Annotated in this window: 18 protein-coding genes and 2 pseudogenes; 11 read left to right on the top strand and 9 right to left on the bottom strand. The window is 70.7% G+C overall.

Features of this window, described 5'->3' with window-relative positions:
• Window positions 1–88: 88 nt before the first annotated feature.
• Both ACIRR9_RS39735 and ACIRR9_RS39730 read left to right on the top strand, forming a co-directional pair.
• The gene (locus tag ACIRR9_RS39735) at window positions 89–535 is read left to right on the top strand and encodes a hypothetical protein (RefSeq protein WP_403762613.1); all 447 of its coding nucleotides are present in this window, start codon (window positions 89–91) and stop codon (window positions 533–535) included.
• A 757-nt stretch (window positions 536–1,292) separates the two neighbouring features.
• The gene (locus ACIRR9_RS39730) at window positions 1,293–3,746 is read left to right on the top strand and encodes an Ig-like domain-containing protein (RefSeq protein ID WP_403762610.1); all 2,454 of its coding nucleotides are present in this window, start codon (window positions 1,293–1,295) and stop codon (window positions 3,744–3,746) included.
• Window positions 3,747–4,830: 1,084 nt separating this feature from the next.
• On the opposite strand, the gene ACIRR9_RS39725 is transcribed toward ACIRR9_RS39730, so the two are convergent.
• On the bottom strand, window positions 4,831–5,679 hold the full coding sequence (locus ACIRR9_RS39725; RefSeq protein WP_403762607.1) for an SAM-dependent methyltransferase: 849 nt from the start codon (window positions 5,677–5,679) through the stop codon (window positions 4,831–4,833).
• 296 nt (window positions 5,680–5,975) lie between these two features.
• Here ACIRR9_RS39725 and ACIRR9_RS39720 point away from each other — a divergent pair, with 296 nt between their 5' ends.
• Window positions 5,976–6,995 (top strand): Lrp/AsnC family transcriptional regulator, encoded by a 1,020-nt coding sequence (locus tag ACIRR9_RS39720; RefSeq protein WP_403762604.1) that lies wholly within the window; start codon window positions 5,976–5,978, stop codon window positions 6,993–6,995.
• 105 nt (window positions 6,996–7,100) lie between these two features.
• Here ACIRR9_RS39720 and ACIRR9_RS39715 read toward each other — a convergent pair whose 3' ends face one another.
• Window positions 7,101–8,558 (bottom strand): MFS transporter, encoded by a 1,458-nt coding sequence (locus ACIRR9_RS39715; protein WP_403762602.1) that lies wholly within the window; start codon window positions 8,556–8,558, stop codon window positions 7,101–7,103.
• A gap of 391 nt (window positions 8,559–8,949) precedes the next feature.
• Here ACIRR9_RS39715 and ACIRR9_RS39710 point away from each other — a divergent pair.
• The 3 genes and pseudogenes from ACIRR9_RS39710 to ACIRR9_RS39700 all read left to right on the top strand — a co-directional run.
• Window positions 8,950–9,291 (top strand): annotated as a pseudogene (locus tag ACIRR9_RS39710) (NADP-dependent oxidoreductase); the annotation flags it as partial.
• 775 nt (window positions 9,292–10,066) lie between these two features.
• Window positions 10,067–10,252: pseudogene (locus ACIRR9_RS39705) on the top strand (hypothetical protein); the annotation flags it as partial.
• A gap of 150 nt (window positions 10,253–10,402) precedes the next feature.
• Window positions 10,403–10,636: an Lrp/AsnC ligand binding domain-containing protein gene (locus ACIRR9_RS39700; RefSeq protein ID WP_403762851.1), complete on the top strand. Its 234-nt coding sequence runs from the start codon at window positions 10,403–10,405 to the stop codon at window positions 10,634–10,636.
• A gap of 156 nt (window positions 10,637–10,792) precedes the next feature.
• Here ACIRR9_RS39700 and ACIRR9_RS39695 read toward each other — a convergent pair whose 3' ends face one another.
• Genes ACIRR9_RS39695 through ACIRR9_RS39680 form a run of 4 tightly spaced genes read right to left on the bottom strand, consistent with a single transcriptional unit; the run spans window position 10,793 to window position 14,025 of the window.
• Window positions 10,793–11,182 (bottom strand): (2Fe-2S) ferredoxin domain-containing protein, encoded by a 390-nt coding sequence (locus tag ACIRR9_RS39695; RefSeq protein ID WP_403762599.1) that lies wholly within the window; start codon window positions 11,180–11,182, stop codon window positions 10,793–10,795.
• Entirely contained in the window at window positions 11,163–11,984 is an 822-nt protein-coding gene (locus tag ACIRR9_RS39690; protein ID WP_403762596.1) for an ABC transporter ATP-binding protein, read from the bottom strand. Before ACIRR9_RS39690 ends, ACIRR9_RS39695 begins: the two co-directional genes overlap by 20 nt.
• Window positions 11,981–12,994 carry a FecCD family ABC transporter permease gene (locus ACIRR9_RS39685; RefSeq protein WP_403762593.1) on the bottom strand — a complete coding sequence of 338 codons (1,014 nt, stop codon included), beginning with the start codon at window positions 12,992–12,994 and terminating at the stop codon, window positions 11,981–11,983. The genes ACIRR9_RS39690 and ACIRR9_RS39685 overlap by 4 nt, the downstream gene beginning before the upstream one ends.
• Window positions 12,991–14,025, bottom strand: a complete 1,035-nt coding sequence (locus tag ACIRR9_RS39680; RefSeq protein ID WP_403762590.1) for an ABC transporter substrate-binding protein — start codon at window positions 14,023–14,025, stop codon at window positions 12,991–12,993. The genes ACIRR9_RS39685 and ACIRR9_RS39680 overlap by 4 nt, the downstream gene beginning before the upstream one ends.
• Before the next feature lie 553 nt (window positions 14,026–14,578).
• Here ACIRR9_RS39680 and ACIRR9_RS39675 point away from each other — a divergent pair.
• The 5 genes from ACIRR9_RS39675 (at window position 14,579) to ACIRR9_RS39655 (ending at window position 17,862) form a co-directional block, all read left to right on the top strand.
• Complete coding sequence (locus tag ACIRR9_RS39675) at window positions 14,579–14,716, top strand: hypothetical protein (protein WP_384563365.1); 138 nt, start codon at window positions 14,579–14,581, stop codon at window positions 14,714–14,716.
• A 410-nt stretch (window positions 14,717–15,126) separates the two neighbouring features.
• Window positions 15,127–15,351 (top strand): hypothetical protein, encoded by a 225-nt coding sequence (locus ACIRR9_RS39670; protein ID WP_403762587.1) that lies wholly within the window; start codon window positions 15,127–15,129, stop codon window positions 15,349–15,351.
• A 56-nt stretch (window positions 15,352–15,407) separates the two neighbouring features.
• The gene (locus ACIRR9_RS39665; RefSeq protein WP_403762584.1) at window positions 15,408–16,505 is read left to right on the top strand and encodes a magnesium and cobalt transport protein CorA; all 1,098 of its coding nucleotides are present in this window, start codon (window positions 15,408–15,410) and stop codon (window positions 16,503–16,505) included.
• A gap of 257 nt (window positions 16,506–16,762) precedes the next feature.
• A complete protein-coding gene (locus ACIRR9_RS39660; protein WP_403762581.1) occupies window positions 16,763–17,050 on the top strand; it encodes an enolase C-terminal domain-like protein in 288 nt (95 codons plus the stop codon).
• Window positions 17,051–17,229: 179 nt separating this feature from the next.
• Window positions 17,230–17,862, top strand: a complete 633-nt coding sequence (locus ACIRR9_RS39655) for a DUF1345 domain-containing protein (RefSeq protein WP_403762578.1) — start codon at window positions 17,230–17,232, stop codon at window positions 17,860–17,862.
• Window positions 17,863–18,043: 181 nt separating this feature from the next.
• Here ACIRR9_RS39655 and ACIRR9_RS39650 read toward each other — a convergent pair whose 3' ends face one another.
• From ACIRR9_RS39650 to ACIRR9_RS39640, 3 genes are all read right to left on the bottom strand, one after another.
• Window positions 18,044–19,666, bottom strand: a complete 1,623-nt coding sequence (locus tag ACIRR9_RS39650) for an FAD-dependent oxidoreductase (protein ID WP_403762575.1) — start codon at window positions 19,664–19,666, stop codon at window positions 18,044–18,046.
• Window positions 19,663–20,265 carry an MMPL family transporter gene (locus ACIRR9_RS39645; RefSeq protein WP_403762572.1) on the bottom strand — a complete coding sequence of 201 codons (603 nt, stop codon included), beginning with the start codon at window positions 20,263–20,265 and terminating at the stop codon, window positions 19,663–19,665. Before ACIRR9_RS39645 ends, ACIRR9_RS39650 begins: the two co-directional genes overlap by 4 nt.
• Window positions 20,266–20,318: 53 nt before the next feature.
• The coding region (locus ACIRR9_RS39640) for an alpha/beta fold hydrolase (RefSeq protein WP_403762569.1) at window positions 20,319–20,735 on the bottom strand (417 nt) is incomplete at its 5' end.

The following is a 20,735-nucleotide window of genomic DNA, read 5'->3' as shown; positions in this document are numbered from 1 at the left end:
CAGCAGCTTCTCCAGCACGCCCCACCGACCCCGCACGGGGCCGTTCCCTGGGGAGAATCTGGGGAGTATGAACGGCGCTGGGGAGCACGTGGGTGAAGTCCTGGCCGCTCCCTCCGCGCCGCTGCTGGACGGGATCGCGGTGTGTCTGATCGACGTCGCCGACGACGTCCGGCGCGACCGGCTCGTCATACGTGACGCCGGCCGATGGGACGTCGCCGCTGTCGATGCCTTCCTCGGCTGGGCCGCCTGGCACCGCGGGCATGCCCACGACCCCCGCCATCGGCCGGATGTCGTCACGAACGGCAGTTGGTCGGACATGGTCTGGCACCGCTGGACGGGGTGGACCGCCGAGGATCCACGATGGTGCACCCACCCGCTCGACACCACCGGCCGGCCCGTCGCGAAGTCCGTTGGCCAAGTACAGCGGTGGGTGACCGAACAACGCGACGCGCACCGCGCGGGCCGGCTGCCCCTGGGTCATGGCTGGCCGGACAAGCCGGTCCTCCCCACTGACCGCCGCGCCTCATCCACTTGACCGGCAGAACGCCAAGGAGGGGCGCAGCAGTGCTGCGCCCCACGGCCGTGCGACGGGATCGGACGCACCACGCGAGACCACCCAGCCGAAGACCCAGTCCTCCACGACGGACACACATATAAGTGATGAAGCAGCTATGGATCTGCTACATCAGCGAGCTGCGGGAATCGCCAGGACCGGCCGAACCGACCCCATGGGCACTCTCGGCACCTGGCCAACAGGGGCATGTCCCCTGCACATCAGCCGGGAACCCGCGTTGTCCCGCAAGGACTTCGAAGAAGGCGAAGTGGCGTTCGGGAACAGCCTCGGCGACGGCGGCGAAAGACCCACATCGGCTCACCCCTTCGAGAGGTGGAGCACTCGTACGGGACAGCTGCTCCGGGCGGGTGGTTCGCACAGGCATGCGAGTGGTTCGACAGTGCTGCCGACGCCGACCGGCCCGTGGCCGTCGGCACCCTGGCAGTCGACCCTCGTGTCCGATCGTGTGTCCGATGAACCGCTCATCCGATGAGGAGACCCGCCCGTGCCACCCCGAAGACCTGTGCCTGCGTTGCGGCATGCGCCGACCGCGGCGAGACGAGTTCTCGCCGCCGCCATCTCGCTCGGTCTGACCTCGGTTCCGCTGGCCCTGTTGCCTTCGCGGGCCTGGGCGGACGATGCCCCGACGACGTCGGCGAGCCACTCCGCGCGGAACGCCCCGCCGGCCGCGCGAACCCTGGCCGGAGGACTGCCGCGGCCGAGGGTGGGGGCCGCTCCGGTGACCGTCGTCGACGCGAGCGCACTCTCCGGTTTTCCCAACGGCCGAGGCGAGCCTTCCATCGCGGTCAACCCGGCCGACACCGACAAGATCGTCATCAGCCGGTTCGACAACATGCGGTGGGGCAGCGGCAACGCCGACCTGCTCTACTCGACGGACGGCGGCACGTCCTGGGCGAACGAGAAGACCATCCCGGCACCGGGTCTCAGCGACGAGACGAACGCTCCAGCCGACCAGACCGTCGACTACGGCCGCGACGGCACCCTCTACGGTGCCTTCCTGACGTGTGTCGGTACCCCCTGCACCCAGACCCGAGTGGTGGTCGGCTCGACCGGCGATCCCGCGAACGCGGCGGCGTGGACCTGGAACGGCTCCCCCACCGCACCCGTCAGCGGCACCAGCACGACCGCCGACCAGCCCTGGCTGCTGGTGAACCGCGACCCGTCGCACGCGAGCCAGGACGACCTCTACGTCTCCTACGAGGACACCGCCACCCCGCCGACGGCGCAGGTCGCGGTCTCGTCCCCCGCCCACCCGTTCGGCTTCACCGCGCCCGCCTCACCGGGCCCGGTCGTCACGAACGCGGCAACCAGCGGCGGTGTCCGCCTGGCGACCGATCCGCGCAACGGCTGGGTCTACACCCTCCTCCAGACCGGTGCCGGGACCGGCGACCCGCAGAACATCACCTTCCGGCTGAACCGGTGGAAGGGCGACGGGACGGGCTGGACGCTGGGGAACAACCCGGGCGAGGGCCCGAACGGCATCGCCGTCGCGACGGCCGACACCCACCAGGGCGCAACGTACAAGTTCGGCGGGGTCAACGCGCTGCTCGGCGGCGTCGACCACGCCGCCGTCGACCCGTCCACCGGCGACGTGTACGTGGCCTACGGCGCGGACGCCTCGGGCAACAACCAGATCAGGATCCGGCGGCTCACCGACGACGGCGCGGGAAGTCTCACCGTCGGGGCGGAGCACAACGTCTCCGCCTCGACCAACACGGCGCTCCCCTCGGTCGCGGTGCTCGCCGACGGAACCGTCGGCGTCCTCTACGACACCTTCGACGGCCCCAACACCGCGGGATACCCCACCTTCTCCGCACACCTCGCCCGGAGCACCGATCACGGCGTCACGTTCACGGACACCGTCCTGCAGTCGTTCTCCTCACCGGAGAAGTCCGACACCACGACCACCCAGCGTGTCCTCGGTGACTTCCAGCAGATGAAGGCCGTCGGCAACGTCTTCTACGGCTCCTTCTCCGGCAACGCCGGCGGGCCGAATCCGGCCCCCACACCGCCGGGAGTCGACGCGATCTTCTTCAAGACCGTCCCGCAGGACTCCCAGACCTCGCTGACGTCCTCCGCCAACCCGTCCGTGTACGGCCAGTCGGTGAACTTCACCGCGACGGTCACCCCCGTACCCGACGGCGGCACGGTGAGCTTCAAGGTGGACGGCAACCCGCTCGGCGGCCCGGTGCCGGTGGACACCACGACCGGGCGGGCGACGTCGAGCAGCATCGGGACGCTGAGCCCGGGCCCGCACAACGTCGACGCGGTCTACAGCGGCAACGCCGACCTCAAGCCCAGCACCGCCGCGACCCTGGTCCAGACGGTCGGCAAGGCGCCCGTCACCACGACCCTGGCGTCCGCCGGCCCTTCGGCGTTCGGCCAGGCCGCCACGTTCACCGACACGGTGTGCCCCGCCGCCCCGAGCAGCGCCCCGCCCTCGCCGCCGAGCGGGACGGTGGTGTTCCGCGACGGCGGCACACTTCTCGGCACCGGCACGCCGGCGCCGGGCGGCGGCACCAACTGCGGCAGCACGCAGGTGAACACGTCGAACCTGCTGCCCGGAACACACACCATCACCGCCCAGTACAGCGGTGACGGCAACTACCTGGCGGGTGCCCTGGAGTCCGCCACCCAGACGGTGACCTGCACCAGGACCATCACCGGATCGGTCCCGAACGCGGTGTTCGCCGGCAGCGGCAGCACCTGCATCGTCAACGCGACGGTCGGCGGCACCGTGCACGGCGCCGCCGGTGGCGCCCTGTTCATCAGCAACTCCACGATCCGGGGCAGCGTCCTGTCCTTGGACGGCACCCGGTTCGGCGTCTGCGGCAGCACGGTCACCGGATCGGTGAACGTCGCCCGGGCCGCCGGATTCGTGGTGATCGGGGACCCGGGTGACGACGGCTGCGCCGGAAACAGGATCACCGGCCAGGTGGCGCTGTCCGACAACCACAGCGGTGCGGAGGTCATCGCGAACCACGTCGGAGGCTCGGTACAGGTGCAGGGCACGACCGGCACCGGCCCCTTCCCCGAGGACTCCCGGGCCGAGATCGAGAGCAACACCATCGGCGGCTCCCTGATCTGCTCCGGCAACGTCCCGCCGCCCACCAACGACGGGCATCCCAACTCCGTGACGGGCGCACGGCAGGGCCAGTGCGCGACCCTGTGACCGCGCACTGAAACGATCACGCCTTGTGGCGGGGTGCCTCGAAAGAATCCGGGGCACCCCGCCTGCGTGTCTGGAGTGCCGGGCGTTGCCCGGCGGTTCGTAGCCGAGGTCGGCCAGCCAGCGGGTGGTGCGTCCACCGCGGCCGGTCGCGTCGACGACGAGGTCGGCGGTCAGCTCGCGCTCCGCCCCTCCTGCGCGCTCCACCACGCGGACGCCGGTGACGCGCGTGCCGTCCGGAGTGCTGAGCAGCGCCCCGGCCTCGCACCGGTCGATGATCTCCACACCGGGCAGCTTCCGCACGCGTTCGCGAACTCGGCCCGCCAGCTGCGGCCGGGTCGGCTGATAGGTGGGGGTGGGGTCGGCGTAGCGGCCTTCCTGGCACAGCAGGTGACCACCCGGCGCGAAGTACATCTCGGTGGGTTCGCGCACCACGGGGATCCCTGCCGCTTCGAACTCCTCGAGCAGGCCCGGGAACATCTCCTGCAGCCCCCGGGTGCCGGCGGGCAGGATCGCGTGGGCGTGCCGCCCCTGCGGTACACCGCGCCGGTTCTCGTCCGTCGCCGGGAGTTCGTCCCGGTCGACCAGCGTGACCCGGTCGAAGGTGTCGGACAACACCCTGGCGGCGAAGAGACCGGCGATGCTGGCTCCGAGCACCACGCAGTGGCCGCCGCGACCACGCGGCTCTTCGGGGTCGTACGGGCGGGCTGTGTCGTCAGACATGCGAATCCTCTGCTGTCCGTGAGACGAGTGACGGGGCAGGGCTTCCCGGATGCGCCCAGGAAAGAGGCGGGCGACATAATTACCTGGGAATCCCGCATTCCGGGTTCTGGAGGGGGAAATCCCGCCAAGCAGGATGCAATACGATCGGAATCCGGAGCCGCACCACCCGGTTAACAGGGCGACAAACCGCAGGGAAACACACCGCGGGCGATCATGCCCAGTGCCCCCCGCGCGCGACACTTCCGGCAGACCTGTGCCGCACAGCACGTCTCGGCCAAATATCGTGACGATGACGAGGAATACTGCGCTCCACGACGGAACATGGAATTCCGAATCATTGATCGAGCACGGGAGAGTGTTTCCCTCAGCGTTCCTGACGGGTGAGCTCCGCGGTCGCCAGCCAGCAGGCCGGAGGCGGAGCCACCGTGCGCCCGTGGCCGATGCGCGCATCGTCGCCCGCGTACACCCGGGCCCGCCAGCCGTGGCCGCCGAGCCAATCCGCCAGGTCGTCGCGGGCGGAGAGCCACTTGGCGCCCTGCTCCTCGACGCGTTCGCGCACGGGCCTGCCCTCCTCCTCCAGCATGGCCGCCTTGAGGTGCTCCAGCATGAGCCGGCTGCCCGGCGCGGACAGTTCGGTGAGGCCGGCGACGAGCGCCTCCCCGGCCGCGTCGGTCAGGTACATGAGCAGGCCCTCGACCAGCCAGACCGTGGGCCGTCCGGGGTCGAAACCCGCGGCTCGCAGGGCCGACTGCCAGTCCTCGCGCAGATCGGCCGCGACCCCGATGCGCTCACAGGCCGGCGGCAGCCCGGAGCCCTCGACGAGAGCGTCCTTGAACCTGGTCATCTCGGGCAGCTCGACCTCGAACCAGCGGGTCCCGGCCGGCAGGTCCAGCCGTACGGTACGCCCGTCCACACCGGCGGCCAGCGTGACGACCTGGTGGACGCCACCCCGGACCCCGGCGAGGATCTCGTCGTCGAAGAACCTCGTGCGTAGCGCGAAGTACGTGGGGAAACCGCGAGCGCTGTTGTGCGTCTGCTTGATCACCTCGGCCACGTCGGCGAGGACCGGATCCTCGGAGAGCGCCGAAAGCATCGCGGCCGCGAGCGGATCCCGGAACAGCGCATCCGGACGCTCGCTTTCCAGTTGCCGCATCCACGCGATGAAGAGCGCGGTCTGCCCGACTCCGACGGAGGGTGCCTTCACTTGCACCATAAAACCCTCCCCGAGACGAGTTCAATTCAACGAAAAGGAGCGAGGCTGCACAGGTTGATCGCCGGCCGTGAAACACCCCGTCGAAATCAGCGAATACTGCCTGCCGGCTGAGGCGGTAAAGAGAGCCCTTGAGAGGGCCTGTCCGTTCGCTGTGCGTGCCCCGCTACACCCGGGCATCAACGGCCCGAGCGGTGAACTGATGGAATTCTGCGGGGCCTTGCGGCTGCGATGGTAGCGTGCTCTGCGCTATCTTCAAGTTTATTCCACGGAGCAGGCCCCCATTGAAGGATGTGTGCATGCTGGACGACCTGGACCGTGCCCTGATCCACGCTCTGCACATCGACGGCCGCGCACCTTTCAGCCAGATCGCCACCGCCCTCGACGTCTCGCCGCAGACCGTCGCCCGGCGCTACCGCCGGCTGCGCACCGAGGCGTCCTTACGGGTCGTCGGACTGCCCGATCCCCACCAGGCGGGCCGGACACAGTGGCTCGTCCGGCTGACCGCGGCGGCGAGTTCGGCGCAGGACCTTGCCTACGCGCTGGTGCGCCGGCAGGACACCTCGTGGGTGAAACTCACCTCGGGCGGCACCGAGATCGTCGCGATCATCCACACACCGACCGATGCAGGCGCGCACAACTCCCTGCTGCTGCGCGACATTCCGCGGACCAGCAACATCACCGCGGTGTCCGCGCACTGCATCCTGCACACCTACCTCGGCGGACCGACGAACTGGCGCCGCAGCGCGAACGCGCTGGACGACGAGCAGCAGCGCGTCCTGCGCGAGAACGAGGCGGCCGACACCTCATACGTACCCGTGCCGCGTCAACTCGCCGAGGGCGACACCGACTTGCTGGTGGCACTGCAGAAGGACGGACGGGCCACCCACGCGGAGCTCGCCCAGGCGACCGGCTGGTCTCCGGTCACGGTGGCGCGCAGGCTGGCGGATCTGCAGGCGGGCGGCGCCATCTTCTTCGACGTCGAGGTCGACACCGGGCACTTCGGCGCCAACACAAGGGCATTGCTGTGGATGTCGGTGAGCCCGGCACACATCGAGAACGTGGCCGCGACCCTGGCCGGCCACGACGAACTGGCCTACGTCGCCGCGACCACGGGCCCCACCAATCTGGTGGCCCAGGCCCTGTGCCGCGACCCTGCCGACCTGCACCGCTACCTGGCCCGGCGGCTGGGCTCCCTGGACGCGATCCACGCCCTGGAGACCAGCCCCGTCCTGCAGAACCTCAAGGCGGCAAGCCCCATCATCACGGATCTGGCCCGCACCAGAATGCCGCCCGCCCCGGCTCGCGCCCGGGGCTGAGGGCTTGCGGGGCCGAGGAGTTGAGAGGCCGTGGCCCGGAGGGCACAGGCACGCCGAAGCGGCGGCCCGGAGGCCGCCGCACACGCCATGTCGGAATCGGTTCGGCTAGTGCCCCGCCCCGGCCTCGGCCTCGGCCGGAGCATTCTTGTCGATCATCATCCGGCTGGTCGCGAAGCTGACGACGACGAGCGCCACGGCGACCCAGAACGCGAGTTGAACGGCGTGCAGGGCCGCCGAGGCGCCACCGTCGCCCGCGCTGCCCAGGTACACGCTGCCGAGGATCGCCACCCCGAGCGTCGCACCCAGTTGCTGGACCGCATTCAGCAGACCCGCGGCCGAGCCGATCTCCTGCGGCTGAAGCGGCTTGAGCGCGATGGTGAAGAACGCCGGGCTGAACAGACCGACCCCGAGTCCGACGACCCCGAGCGCGAACAGCAACGGCGTCGGATAGGTGTCCGGGTCCGCCGCGTGATAGACGGCGATGGCGGCGAGCGCACCGACCAGCAGGACGGCGAGCCCGAGGGACATCATGCGGTGCCCGTAGCGCTTGACCAGGTGCGCACCGGCCACCCAGGAGGCGACGGCCAGCCCCACCGACCACGGGGCGAGGGTCAGACCGGCCTTCAACACGTCGGTGCCCAGACCGAGTTGGAGCTGGAGCACGATGACCATCATCAGACCGTTGGTGACGGCGAAGAAGGCCGTCGACGTCACCAGGGCGGCCGGGAAGCCGCGGTGGGCGAACAGGCTCGGCTCCACCAGCGGGCTGCGCCCGGCTGCGGCCGCTGCGCGCTGGTGCACCGCGAACCCGGCCATCAGGCACAGCCCTGCCGCGATGGCCGCCCAGCTCCACTCCGACAGGGCGGTCGGGTCGGCGCCGATCAGCGGACAGACGACGAGCCCGATCCCGGCCATGGCCAGCAACGTACCGGTCAGGTCGAGGGTGGGCCGCTTGGGAGCGCGGTTCTCCATCAGCTTGGGCGCGATCGCGAGGACGACCAGCGACACGGGGACGTTCACCAGGAACGCGGCGCGCCACGAGGAGCCGAACAGGTCGGCGTGGGTGAGCACACCGCCGAGCACCGGCCCGCACACGGCGGCCAGGCCCATCACCGGACCGATGCTGCCCAGCGCCTTGGACATCTCGGGACCGGCGAACATCGTCTTGATCAGGCCGATGGTCTGGGGGATGATCACCGCCGCCGCGGCTCCCTGCACCACGCGGAAGGCGATCAGGAGCCCCACCGTGGGCGCCGCGGCACAGGCGGCGGACGCGATCATGAATCCGGTGACACCGATCACGAACAGCCGCTTGCGGCCGGCGATGTCACCGAGCCGGCCACCGGTGATCAGCAGCACGGCGAACGGCAGGGTGTAGGCGGTGGTGAACCACTGGATGTCGGACACCGACCCGCCCAGGTCGGCGTGGATCTTCGGTGCGGCGACCTGCACGATGGTCGCGTCCAGCAGGTTCATCGCCTCACCGAGCAGCAGGGCGGTGAGCGCCAGCCACCGCCATCGGTACGCCGTGGGAGTCGGCGTCAGCACACGCTCAGCAGTCATCGGGGGTTCCTCTCCACCGTTGTCGACACGCCGGCCCGGCCCCGGTCGGCGGGGCGTCGGGGCCGACCACGACTCAGCGTGGGGGCGGGAGAACGAGGCACTCCAGCCAGGGCCGGGAGATGGTGGATTCCTTCCATCGGTGCCACCCCTGGTGTCGATTTCGCACATCCCTGGCGGGTGGGTGCCCGTGGTCACCGACACCGTCGTGCGCACGTGAGGCCACGCCCGTGGTGTGAGGTTCCTTCAACAGAGCGCCCCGGATGGAAGAAATGCTCCAGTCCGCCGTCGCCACTGGAGCGGCCGGGCGTGATCACCGCACGCTGGAGTTCCCCGGCCACCGTCGGTGTCCTGGGGCTCAACTCCCTTACGTTCATCCTGTTCAGGAGCGTGCATGGCAGTTCTGCCCGCCACCCAGAGAGAAGTCCGCCTTCTGACCAAGCCGACCGGGCTGCCCCAGCCGGAGCACTTCGGTGTGGTCGAGACCTCCGTCGTACCGCCCCAAGAGGGGGAGGTGCTGGTACGCAACCACTTCTTCCATGTCTTCGCCACTCTTCGTATCCTCATCGCGGGTGCGACCCGGGACACCCCGTTCCCCGTGCTCAACGCCGGTGACACCCTGGTCGGCGCCGCGATCGGGGAGGTCGTCGAAGCCCCGGAGGGCAGCGGCTTCGAGCCGGGCGACCTGGTCACGCACTGGCTGGGCCGGCGCGAGTACGCCGTCGTACCGGCAGCCGAGTGCACCCGGCTGGACCGCACCGCGCTGCCGGATCCGGTGGCTCACCTGCAGCAGGGCTGGACGGCGTACGTGGCGCTGCGGGGCGGGGTCGAACTCCGGCCAGGAGACACGGTGTTCGTGTCCGCCGGAGGCAGCGGTATCGGTTCGATGGCCGGCCTCACGCTCTTCCCCAACGTGGCGGCCGAGCTGCGGGACGTCCCCGCGCAGGACCTCATACCGCGCGGCTACGGCCGGTCCCCCGATGTCGTGGGGGTGTTCGAGAGCGGCGGCACGACCGGGGCGCCGAAACGGGTCGTCCTGTTGCGGGACTGGCTGGAACGGATGCTCCACTGGAGCAACCTCAACCTCGACGCCCACGGCTTCGCGCGGGGCCTCGACCGGCTCGGCCTCGTGCCGACCGGTCCGCACATCGTCGGCGAGTACTTCCGCAGGTCCGCGACCACGCACGGACGGCACGGCTTCACCCTCGACCTCGATCGCCGGTGGGTGAAGAAACTGATCGCCTCCGGACGCGGGGCCGACGCGGACGCCTACGCCGAACACCTCGTCGACCAAGCCGCGTTCGTCCTGCGCACACAGGACATCGGCGTCCTGACGATCACTCCACCGCTGCTCGAACGCATCGCCCGGCGGGACGACCTGACCGAGCTGGTCAACGAGAAGGCCAGGGCGATCCGTTGGGGCGGCACCCAGCTGGACCCCGACTCCCGGTACCTCTACAAGACCGCACCACCTGCTGCGCACCTACCGGGGCTGGCTCACCCCGTGGCAGATGAGCGCCAACGCGCTGACCGCGCGGCAACAGCGGATGCTGGGCGGAACAAGGCTCGTCGGACCCGGCGGAACGCCACCCCCGGATCGCTGCGGCCAAGTGCAGCTCTCCCCTGCCGACCATGCCCTGATGGACGCACTGCGGCGGGAGGGACGAGCGGCCATCGCCGAACTCGCCGTCGGCACGGGCTGGTCACCGGCGACGGTCTCACGCCGGCTGGACCACCTGCGTGCCTGCGGGGCGATCTTCTTCGACATCGAGATCGACCCCGCCCTGCTGGGCGGCAACGTCAAGGCCCTGCTGTGGATGGCGGTCGCCCCCGCGCATCTCGACGAAGTGGCCACTGCTCTTGCCCACCATGACGAACTCGCCTTCGTGGCCCACACCACCGGCCCGACCAATCTGGTGGCACACGCCCTGTGCCCGGACACCGCCGCCCTGTACCGCTACCTCACCCACGGCCTGGGCGCGGTCAAGGCGATCCGCACCATGGAGACGGCACCGGTCCTGCGGACACTCAAGGCGCTGGGCACGACGCCTTCCGCCGGAGTGCCCGGTCGCCGGGGGTGAACCGCGCGGAGGAGAGGCGGCCTGTCTCGTCCACGGCAGGCCAAGGCAGGCGGCTTCGGGCCGCACCAAGGGCCGTGAGACGGCTGCGGGGCAGGCAGGTGCTCGGCCCTCCACCGTTCGTAGCCCCTCTCGGTGGCCAGAGCCACACATTCGTGCTCAGCGTGTTCTTCGGGGCGGTGTGAAGGCGTAGAGGTCGAGGATGCCGGGGCAGGGGGCGACGCCGGGCCCGCCGGCCCGCACCCAGGCGGTGATGTCGTCGGTGGCGTCGGGGTCGTTGACGAGGCCGAGCCAGACCGGGCGGGCTCCCGCGGCGCGGGCGGCGGCGGAGGGCTGGACGACGATCACGTTGGCGTGTTCGCACACGTCGAGACAGTCCGAGACGCGTACGGGGACGCTCTCGGCCAGGCGCGCGAGCTGCTCGTCGTGGTCCACGCCGGGGACTTTCACGGTTCCGCAGCAGCAGTCCCGGCAGACCACGACACGGCACGGTGCCGGTTCCGCGGGCGGGTGCCCGGTGCCTCGTTCTTCAGGTTGCTGTCGGGGCATCGCTCGTTGTGGTCCTCTTGCGGAGAGATCCCTCGCGGGCTGCGGGACGCAGGAAACGGATCACGGGGTGGCCGGGTTCGTGGGTGACCTCGGTGCGGACGCCGTAGACCTGTTCGATGAGGGCGGGCGTGAGGACCTCGGCGGGGGTGCCCTCGGTGACCGCGCGGCCGTCGCGCAGGACGAGCAGGCGGTCGCAGTACATCACGGCGAGGTTGAGGTCGTGCAGGGCGATCATGGTGGTGACCGGCAGGCTCGCGACGAGTTCCAGCAGGTCGAGCTGGTGCTGGATGTCGAGGTGGTTGGTGGGTTCGTCGAGGAGGAGTTCGCGGGGTTCCTGGGCGAGGGCCCGGGCGATCTGGGTGCGCTGGCGTTCGCCGCCGGAGAGGGTGTGCCAGGACTGGCCGGCCCGGTCGGTCAGTCCGGTGCGCGCGAGCGCCTCGGTGACGGCTGCCGCGTCGGCCGCCGTCGGGGGTGTCCAGGCGCGGCGGTGCGGGATCCGGCCGAGCGCGACGACGTCCCGGACGGTCAGTTCGGTCCGGGTGTGGGCGTGCTGTTCGACGGTGGCGATACGGCGGGCGATAGCGCGGCGGCCGGCCTCGGCGAGCGGGCGGCCGTCCAGGCTCACGACTCCGGCCGTGGGGGCGAGGATCCCGGACAGCAGCCTGATCAGGGTGGACTTCCCCGAGCCGTTGGGGCCGAGCAGGCCGACGGTCTCGCCGGGGCGCAGGGTGAGGGTGACGTCGTCGACGACGATCCGGTCGCCGAGACGGCATACGACGCGGTCCGCGTGCAGGCCGGTCATGCTCTTCCCCGTCCGCGGTAGAGGACGACGACGAACGCCGGTACGCCGATGAGGGACGTCACCACGCCCACCGGGACCTCCTGGGGGTCGAGGACGGTTCGCGCGAGGGTGTCCACCCAGACCAGGAAGACGGCCCCGGTCAGTGCGGTGACCGGCAGCAGACGGGCGTGCCCGGCGCCGGTGAGGGCGCGGGTGGCGTGCGGCAGGACCAGGCCGACGAAGCCGATCGCGCCCGCGCAGCTGACCAGGGCCGCGGTGAGCAGCGCGGTCGCGCAGAGCAGGACCAGGCGGGTGCGGGCGACCCGGACCCCGAGTCCCGCGGCGGCCTCGTCGCCGAAGGCGAACGCGTCGAGCGTACGGGCGTACCCGAAGCAGACGACGAGCACCACCGCCAGGGCGACGGTGCAGAGCAGTACCTGTCCCCAGTCGGCCCCGGTGAGCGAACCGAGCAGCCAGAACAGCACGCCCCGGGTGGTCTCCGCGTCCGCCGAGGTGAGGACGGTGAAGGAGGTCAGCGCGGAGAACAGTTGCATGGCCGCGACCCCGGACAGGACGACCCGGTCGGTGCCGGGGCCGAGGGTGTGGCTGAGCAGCAGCACCAGGCCGAAGGAGAGCAGCGCGCCGAGGAAGGCGCCCGCCGAGAGGGACACCGCTCCCCCGCCCACGCCGAGCACGACCACGGCGACCGCTCCGGTGGACGCGCCGGAGGAGACCCCGAGCACGAAGGGGTCGGCGAGCGGGTTGCGCAGCAGCGACTGCATGACCGCGCCGCAGACGGCGAGTCCGGCCCCGCACACGGCGGCAAGCAGCGTGCGGGGCATCCGCAGGTTCCACACGATGCCGTCCCGCAGCGGCGCCAACGTGCCCTCGCCGAGGCCGAGATGGGCCGCGACGGATGCCCGGACGTCGCCGGTGGAGATGTCGGCGGGGCCGATCGTCACGGCCACGGCGATCGACACGAACAGCGCGACCAGGCCGCCGCCCGTCAACAGCAGGAAGCGGACGCTCACTTGGCGAACCCGAAGTCCCGCAGACCGGCCGCGACCTTCTCGATCCCCTCGATCGTGCGGACGGAGGGGTTCATCGCCTGCCCGCTCAGCAGGACGTACCGCTTCTTCTTCACGGCGGTCAGATTGCGGGTGGCGGGGTTGGACTCCAGGAAGCGGATCTTGGCCGCGGCGGTCTCGGCGGTCTGCTGCTTGCGGGTCAGGTCGCCGATCGCGATGACGTCGGGGTCGCGGTCGGCGACGGTCTCCCAGTTGATCTGGGGCCATTCGTCGTGGGTGTCGGCGAAGGCGTTCTGCGCGCCGACCGCGCGGGTGATGGCGCCCGGCGCGCCGCAGCAGCCGGCGAGGTACGGGGACCGGGAGTTGGCGAACCAGTACATGAGGGAGACGTCCGAGGCATGCAGTCCGGCGGTGGCCGTGCTCACCCGCTTCTCCAGCGAGGCGACGAGCTTCTCGCCGCGCTCCTCGACGCCGAACGCGCGGGCCAGGTCGCGTATTTCTCCGTAAACGGCGTCGAGGGTGAGCGGTTCGCTGCGCGAGCCGTCGCCGCCGCTGTCGTTGTCCTTGCCGTCGGAGCAGTCGGACGGCGAGACGTACGTGGGCACGCCCAGCTTCTCGAACTGCTCGCGGGTGGCGACCCCGCCCTTGCCGAGGGTGGAGACGAACGAGGCGGTGACGAAGTCGGGTTCGGCGTCCAGGACCTTCTCGAACGACGGGTTGTTGTCGGCGAGGCGGGGCACGGACGCGTCGGCCTTCTCCAGGCCCTTCATCACCGGGTCGGTCCAAGTGGCCGTGCCGGCCATGCGGTCGGCGAGACCGAGGGAGAACAGGATCTCCGTGGTGCCCTGGTTGAGGGAGACGGCCCGCTTCGGCGGCGACTTCAGGGTGACCTTGTGGCCGCAGTTGTCGAGGGTGACCGGATAGCCCGCGGCGGCGGACGTCGCCGGGTCGGCGCCGCCGCTCCTGGTGCCGCCGCATGCGGTGAGCAGGAGGGCGGATACAAGAAGAAGGGCGGGGGCGCGGAGCACGGGCATGCCTCTGGGGTCGGGGCTCGTACGCGGAGCCTGGCCTACGGACGTCCCTCCGCGCCGGGGCGCGAAGGTGCCAGCAGGTCTTCGGACTCGGGTTCGTCCGGACGGGACGCCTTCCCGGTCTCCCAATGGCGTCGTGCCCCGCCCGAGGCCCGAAGAGCGTTGCTGCCAGGAGCCCACGGCTTCCACAGTGCACCGCTGGGCAGCGATCTGCGAGCGCGGCCAGGTCGGCAGGGACCTTTACGCCGACGTTCAGCGATGCCACTGCCGGGACAGGTGTCGCGGCCGGTGCGGTGGAGGGCGTGCTCGCCGAAGGCGACGGTCGTCGCCGGGGTAAGCCCGTTGACGTTCTCGACAGCGCTGGTGAGGTCGGTCCGGCGCGATCACGCACGGGGCGGCGCGGTCGCCCGGCCCAGCCGAATACGACCACGCTTCACCCGTTCGGCCTACACGGGCCCTGTGCCCAGGTGCGGCGTCACCCGTTCGGTCGCACGGTGAACGTGGCCTGCTTGCCGTCAAATGACAGTCGTGATCGCCAGCTTCGTGTGGAGGCGCCGTGATCGTGATCGCTCTGCTCGCCCCGGTGGTGCCGCTTCTTCTGCTGTTCGGGCTGCCTGCTCTGGAAGATCGTCTGTTCCCGCCGTCACCGCCACCGCAGGAACAGGCGGACCCGGAACAGGCCGAATGTGACTGATGCTCCGGCCCTGGAACGTGCCCGTTCCAGGGCCGGATCTCGTCCGCGCCAAATCCGCGCCAAACCCGCACCAAAGGGGTCTCCGGGAGTCACAGCTGCCCGGGAGCCGCGGGAAGCCCCTCCCACCCCTGCCTGGGCAGCCAGGGGTCAGCACTGCGGCGACCACCGCAACGCGGCTACAGCCCCTGAACCCGGCCCCGGCACTCTTCCACAGCCGACCTGTTCAGCGGGCGAGCGTGACAGTGACGGGCACAATGGGATCTGGGCGCGAACGCCGACTGCGCGGAGCGAACATCCGGCCATGCTGGGAGCGGCGCTTGGAAGGCACGTGCTCCATCCACTGAGCTACGCGGGCTGACCTGCGTAAACGCAGCCTCGCAACGCTGTCCCCCGGGGCGCGGAAAGCGTTCATGCCCGCCGTGGGCAAGGCACGCACCGGCGCCGCGCCGGACAACCCGGTCCTGAAGACCGAGGGCCGGGTCACCCTGATCGACGGCCTGCCGGCCGCCGCCGTGCTCGCGCGAGGGCAGGGAGATCTTCTCCGGCGAGCACCGACGCCCGACCGGTCGGGCGGTGGGCAGCACGCTTTCCTGTCACCAGTACCGGCGAGCGGCACCGCTTCGCGCCTCACCTGAGCCTTACCGTCCCCTGGCACACTTTCCGGACCCTGACCGGCCGAGGAGAGTCACACATGTCGATGGTGGGCAACCTGCGCAAAGTCGCCGGCCTGACGCGCCGCAGCCGCCGTCGCGTGGACCTCAGCCACCCGGCCCGATCCCCGCTCGGCTCCTCCGTCGTCAACTGCGTCCTCTACCGCGACGGCGTCCGCCGGCCCGGCACGGAGACGGTCGAGGAGGCCGTCCGCCAGGTACGCGAGCACGGCCACGACTTCGTGTGGCTGGGTCTGCACGAGCCCACCGAGACGGAGTTCGCACGCGTCGCCGAGCTGTTCGACCTGCACCCGCTCGCCGTCGAGGACGCCGTCGTCGCCCACCAGCGGCCCAAGCTGGAACAGTACGGCGACGTCCTGTTCGCCGTCTTCAAGACGGTCACCTACGTCGAGCACGAGCAGCTGACCGCGACCAGTGAGGTCGTCGACACCGGCGAGATCATGGTCTTCACCGGCCCCGACTTCGTCGTCACCGTCCGCCACGGCCGCCACGGCTCCCTCGGCCCCCTGCGCGAGGACCTGGAAGCCCACCCCGAGCAGCTGGCCAAGGGCCCCTCCGCCGTGCTGCACGCCATAGCCGACCATGTCGTGGACGACTACGTCTCCGTCGCCGACGCCGTCCAGGAAGACATCGACGAGGTCGAGACCGAGGTCTTCTCCCCCAAGCCAGGACAGACCGCGGACGCCGGCCGCATCTACCAGCTCAAGCGCGAACTCCTCGAACTCAAGCGGGCCGTGGCCCCTCTCGCCCGCCCTCTGGAGACGCTCTCCGTCACACCCCTGCGCGCCGTCGACCCCGCCATACGCGCCTACTTCCGCGACGTCGCCGACCACCAGGCCCGGGTCACCGACCAGATCACCGGCTTCGACGCCCTGATCGACTCCATCCTCCAGGCCCGCCTCGCCCAGGTCGCCGTCGCCCAGAACGACGACGCCCGCAAGATCACCGCCTGGGCCTCGATCATCGCCGTACCCACCATGGTCACCGGCATGTACGGCATGAACTTCGACCACATGCCCGAACTCCACTGGCGCTTCGGCTACCCCCTCGCGATCGGCGTCATCGCCGTGGCCTGCTTCCTCCTCCACCGGGGCTTCAAGCACAACGGCTGGCTGTAGACAACGGCCCGGCGGCTCACAACACCTGCTACGCGAACGGTGCCCAGGTCGCGGCCGTCATCATGCGGGGCGGCCTTCTCGAAGGCGTTCGCGGCAGCCGCCCCCTGAACACAACCGCAGGCATCCACTTCCCGCGGGCACAGCGCCGCAGCGAGAGTCCGGGCGCGGGCCTCCGCCTGGTCAGACGTTCCGCACCGGTCGCCGGCCGGTCGGCGACCACCACGAACCGGTGCATCGGTGGAACTCGCCGGGCGAGCGTGGCTGGTGCACCGCTCCCTTTCTCCGGATCGCCGCCCTCGCCCGACCACAAGGGCCGCGCCCTCGCCCCGCACTTCGTCATGGAGATCCACGTCCACCTGTCCGCGGCCTGTCCGCGTACGGCCTGGGTGGAACCTTTCGAATGGCTGGAGCCGATGTTCAACGAACGCCTGGAGGTCAAGGACGGTCGCATGATCATCCCGAACCGGGCCGGTCTCGGTCTCTCCCTCAGCGAGCAGGCCGGGGCGTGGACCAAGGAATCGATGATCTTCGGTCCCACCTCCTGAACCGGCAGCCGAGGACCGGCCGCGCAGCCACGCGGGTATCCAAGATCACCTCCAGTCACCCGCGCGGATCCCCCCATGCGTCTTGGCCCCGCCGAGCACACCGGCCGCCGGTCCGTCGTCGGTCAGTGGGCAGGGCCTCGCCGGGCGGATCGGCGACGGCGCGGCTAGCGTGGTGCCGCATGACGCGCTGGTTGCCTCTGAACGCCGCGCCCCGCCTCGCGGGCGCGGTGGTGCTGGGAGCCGGGGTCGGTGTGGCCGTCGGACTGCCGACCTACGCGGCTCTGGGCGTTCTGGCCGGCATCGCCGCGACGGAACTGTTCTTCGTCGTGGCGGGCTGGCTGGTGCTGTGGCCGATGGACGCCGTGGCGACCCACCGCAATGCCCGACGAGAGGACCTCCGGCCCGTCGGCGAAGAGCTCATGGTCGTCGCGGTGGCGGTGTTCGCACTGGTCGCCATCGTGCTGCTGCTCCTGCGCGGCAAGTCCGACACCGGCCATGTCGCGGCCGCGACCGCGCTGTGCGGTGTCTTCCTGGCCTGGGCGGCGCTGCACCTGACGTACGCCACCCGCTACGCCAACGTGTACTACGAGTCCGCGAAGGGAATCGACTTCAATTCGGACGACCCGCCTGCGTACCGGGACTTCCTCTACTTCAGCTACAACCTCGGCATGACGTATCAGGTGTCCGACACCAGCGTCTCCAGTTCGGCGATCCGCGCGATCGTGCTACGGCACTGTCTGCTGTCGTACGTCTTCGGCACGAGCGTTCTCGCCACCGCCATCAACCTGGTCGTGGGGCTCGTCAGCGGCTGACGGCGGAGCCGGCGGAGCCTCGGCGAACCGACGCCGGCAGGCGGGTCACTGGACGAGGACGGCACCCCGCTCTCCCCTCATGAACCTGCCGGACCCGGTGTGACTCCCTACCAGCAACTGCCCTGCTTCAAGGTAGTCGCGGAACTCCTCAGAGGCCTCGCAGCAGTGGCCAAAGGGCATGTCAGTCGTCGGCGAGTGCCTCGTGGACGGAGGAGACCGCGCCGGCGCCCTCGCCGACGGCGGTGGCCACTCTTTTCGTCGAGCCCGCACGGAGGTCGCCGACTGCGAAGACCCGGGGTGCGCTGGTCTGGAACGGCAGGGGTGTGCCGAATGGTTGGGCAGGCAGGCGGCTGTCCGTGAGGATGAAGCCCTTGTGGTCCTTGGCCACGCCGTCCAGCCAGCCCGACACCGGGTCGGCGCCGATGAAGCAGAACAGGGCGCGGGAAGCCAGCCGGTCCCGCCGCCCGTCGGACCTCTCGGCGACGATCGACGCGAGGGTGTCGCCGCCGCCCAGTTCGCGGATCGTGCTGCCGGTGTGGACCTGGATCCGCGCATGCGCTCGGATCCGGTCGGTCAGGTAGGACGACATCCGGGCTCCGAGATCGGCGCCGCGGACGATCAGATCCACCGTCGCGCCGCGGGCGGCGAGGGACAGGGCCGCCTGCCCGGCCGAGTTGGCACCGCCGACGACCGTCACCGGCTGGTCTTCATAGCCTCGGACGTCCAGCTCGGTCGCGGCGTACCGGACGCAACCGGACTTCTCGAAAGTCGTCCACTGCGGCAGGTCGAGGTGGCGGTAGTGCGCCCCGGTCGCGGCGATCACCGCGCGGCACTGGATGCGTGTGCCGTCTTCCAGCAGGACGGCCGGCCGTCGCCCCTCGGAGAGGTCCAGGCCGGCCACCGCACAGGGCGAGTGGATCCGTACCCCGAACTTGAGCGCCTGGACCATCGCCAGACGGGTCAGGCCTTCGCCGCTGACTCCTTGTGGGAAGCCGAGATAGTTCTCGATGCGGGCGCTCTTCGCGGCCTGGCCGCCGAGCCCGGCTCGGTCCAGCAGCACGGTGACGAGACCCTCGGACGCCCCGTACACGGCGGCGGCCAGACCCGCCGGGCCGGCGCCCACCACGACGAGATCGACCGGACGCCCGTCGGCTCGATAGGTCAGACCGAGCACCTCGGCAAGAGTTCCGGGTGTCGCACGCCGCAGCAGCGAACCGTTGACCACCGCGGCCGGGAGGTCGTCCTCGCCGATCCCCGCCCGTCCCATCAGCGAGCGTCCGGGGTCCGAGGCCGCGTCGAGCCAGGAGTTCGGCAGAAGCATCTGCGCCACATAGGTGCGTAGTTCCAGCGTCTCCGCGGCGTACGACCGGCCGACGAGCTCCAGGGCGTTGCCTGCCGCCCCGCGGATCACCTCGCGCCGTTCCCTGAACGCCTCGATCAGTGTGTCGGCGATGTCGACCTGCTCGGCGAGGGCCCGGCGCAACATCGCCGAGCGGATCCGGACGACCGTCCCGCCGACCACCACCCGGGCGGTCAGGTAGACGTGCTGACCGGTCAGCAGGTTGAGCTCGCCGAGGAAGTCTCCGGGGCCGCCCCGGTAGATCACACGCTCCGGCTCGATCGCCGTCGCGTCCCGGACGATGTCCACGGTCGCCGACCGGAGCAGGAAGAAGTCGTAGGTGTCGTCGCCGGACGTGTACAGGTCCCGGCCGGGCTCGGCGTGCTCCACCTCACCGTACTCGGCGAGCCGGCGGAGCTGCTCGTCGTCCAGGACCGGCCCACGCTGTGCCGGGGCGTCGTTCATGTGATTCCTCCGAGGCTGCCGAAGCCGACGACCAGGAGCACGAGCAGCACCGGTATGGAGATCGTCTCGGCGAAAGCGATGCCCTCCGCGCCCTGCTCGCGGATGTCGCGGTGGACCGTGGTGGTGCCGCCGACCTGGGTCCGCAGGCCGGGCGCGGTCAGTTCGTCCTCGATCTCGTCCAGCGCGTCGCCGCGCTGCGCCTCGTCGTCGCCGGCCAGGGTCAGCACCGCGTAGGTGGCGTGCCGGTCGTGGCTGACCAGGGCCGGACTGCCGGTGCTCCAATAGGTGACGGTCCGGGTCACCACGTCGTGGGGCAGCGCTTGGAGCGTCTGTGTGACGGCTCGCCGGAACGCCGGGGCGTCGGCTGTCGTGCTGGGGCTGGTGTACAGGACCACCGCGTCGTTGCCGGGCCGGGCCGGCGTCGCCTCGGCACGTGCGGCCGCGCGTGAACTCCGGCCGGCCGGGTCGTCGAACCCCCCGGTGGTCGGCGAGCCGAAGACCCGCGTGCCCCGGACGCCGCCGAACGCCAGGAGGGCCGCGGCCGGGCCGATCACCCACCACCGCCGGCCGACCATCGTCCGCCCCCACCTCTCGAACATGGCCGTCCCCTCCTGACTTCGTCGGCTTCGTCGGCTTCGTCGGCTTGGTGGTGTCAGCGCGCGGCGCGCTTGACGAGGGCGGCCGTCGCCGCGGGCTGCGCGATCATCGCGACATGCGAGGTGTCGGCCTCGAAGGTGTGTGCGCCGGCCCGGCGTGCCATGAACCGCTGCGCGGCCGGGGGCAGCACCTGGTCGTCGCGGCCCACGAGGTACCAGGACGGAACGGTCTTCCAGGCCGGTGCGCCGGACGGCTCCCCGAGGGTGCGTGTGTCGGCCGGGCGCTGGCCGGCCCACATCAGCTCGGCGGTCGCCTTCGGCAGGTCCCCGGCGAACACGTCGTGGAAGAGCTCCTTCTTGATGTAGCCGTCGATGAAACCCTCACCGTAGGGACGGAAGTCCAGCGCCTCCTCGCTGAGTCTGCTTCCCGGGTACTTCGTCTGCAGGCCCAGCAGCGTCTCCCCCTGATCGGG

The sequence above is a fragment of the Streptomyces sp. NPDC101234 genome (assembly GCF_044767525.1).
GTDB classification, from domain to species: Bacteria; Actinomycetota; Actinomycetes; order Streptomycetales; family Streptomycetaceae; genus Streptomyces; species Streptomyces sasae.
This window is presented reverse-complemented; position numbering and strand designations above follow the sequence as displayed.

What these genes read in the sequence shown, in the direction of transcription:
- ACIRR9_RS39690 (WP_403762596.1), bottom strand. Translation starts at nt 11,984, where the DNA reads ATGACCGGCCTGCACGCGGACCGCGTCGTATGCCGTCTCGGCGACCGG.
- ACIRR9_RS39655 (WP_403762578.1), top strand. Translation starts at nt 17,230, where the DNA reads ATGACGCGCTGGTTGCCTCTGAACGCCGCGCCCCGCCTCGCGGGCGCG.
- ACIRR9_RS39680 (WP_403762590.1), bottom strand. Translation starts at nt 14,025, where the DNA reads ATGCCCGTGCTCCGCGCCCCCGCCCTTCTTCTTGTATCCGCCCTCCTG.
- ACIRR9_RS39715 (WP_403762602.1), bottom strand. Translation starts at nt 8,558, where the DNA reads ATGACTGCTGAGCGTGTGCTGACGCCGACTCCCACGGCGTACCGATGG.
- ACIRR9_RS39665 (WP_403762584.1), top strand. Translation starts at nt 15,408, where the DNA reads ATGTCGATGGTGGGCAACCTGCGCAAAGTCGCCGGCCTGACGCGCCGC.
- ACIRR9_RS39695 (WP_403762599.1), bottom strand. Translation starts at nt 11,182, where the DNA reads ATGCCCCGACAGCAACCTGAAGAACGAGGCACCGGGCACCCGCCCGCG.
- ACIRR9_RS39645 (WP_403762572.1), bottom strand. Translation starts at nt 20,265, where the DNA reads ATGTTCGAGAGGTGGGGGCGGACGATGGTCGGCCGGCGGTGGTGGGTG.
- ACIRR9_RS39725 (WP_403762607.1), bottom strand. Translation starts at nt 5,679, where the DNA reads ATGGTGCAAGTGAAGGCACCCTCCGTCGGAGTCGGGCAGACCGCGCTC.
- ACIRR9_RS39670 (WP_403762587.1), top strand. Translation starts at nt 15,127, where the DNA reads ATGCCCGCCGTGGGCAAGGCACGCACCGGCGCCGCGCCGGACAACCCG.
- ACIRR9_RS39650 (WP_403762575.1), bottom strand. Translation starts at nt 19,666, where the DNA reads ATGAACGACGCCCCGGCACAGCGTGGGCCGGTCCTGGACGACGAGCAG.
- ACIRR9_RS39720 (WP_403762604.1), top strand. Translation starts at nt 5,976, where the DNA reads ATGCTGGACGACCTGGACCGTGCCCTGATCCACGCTCTGCACATCGAC.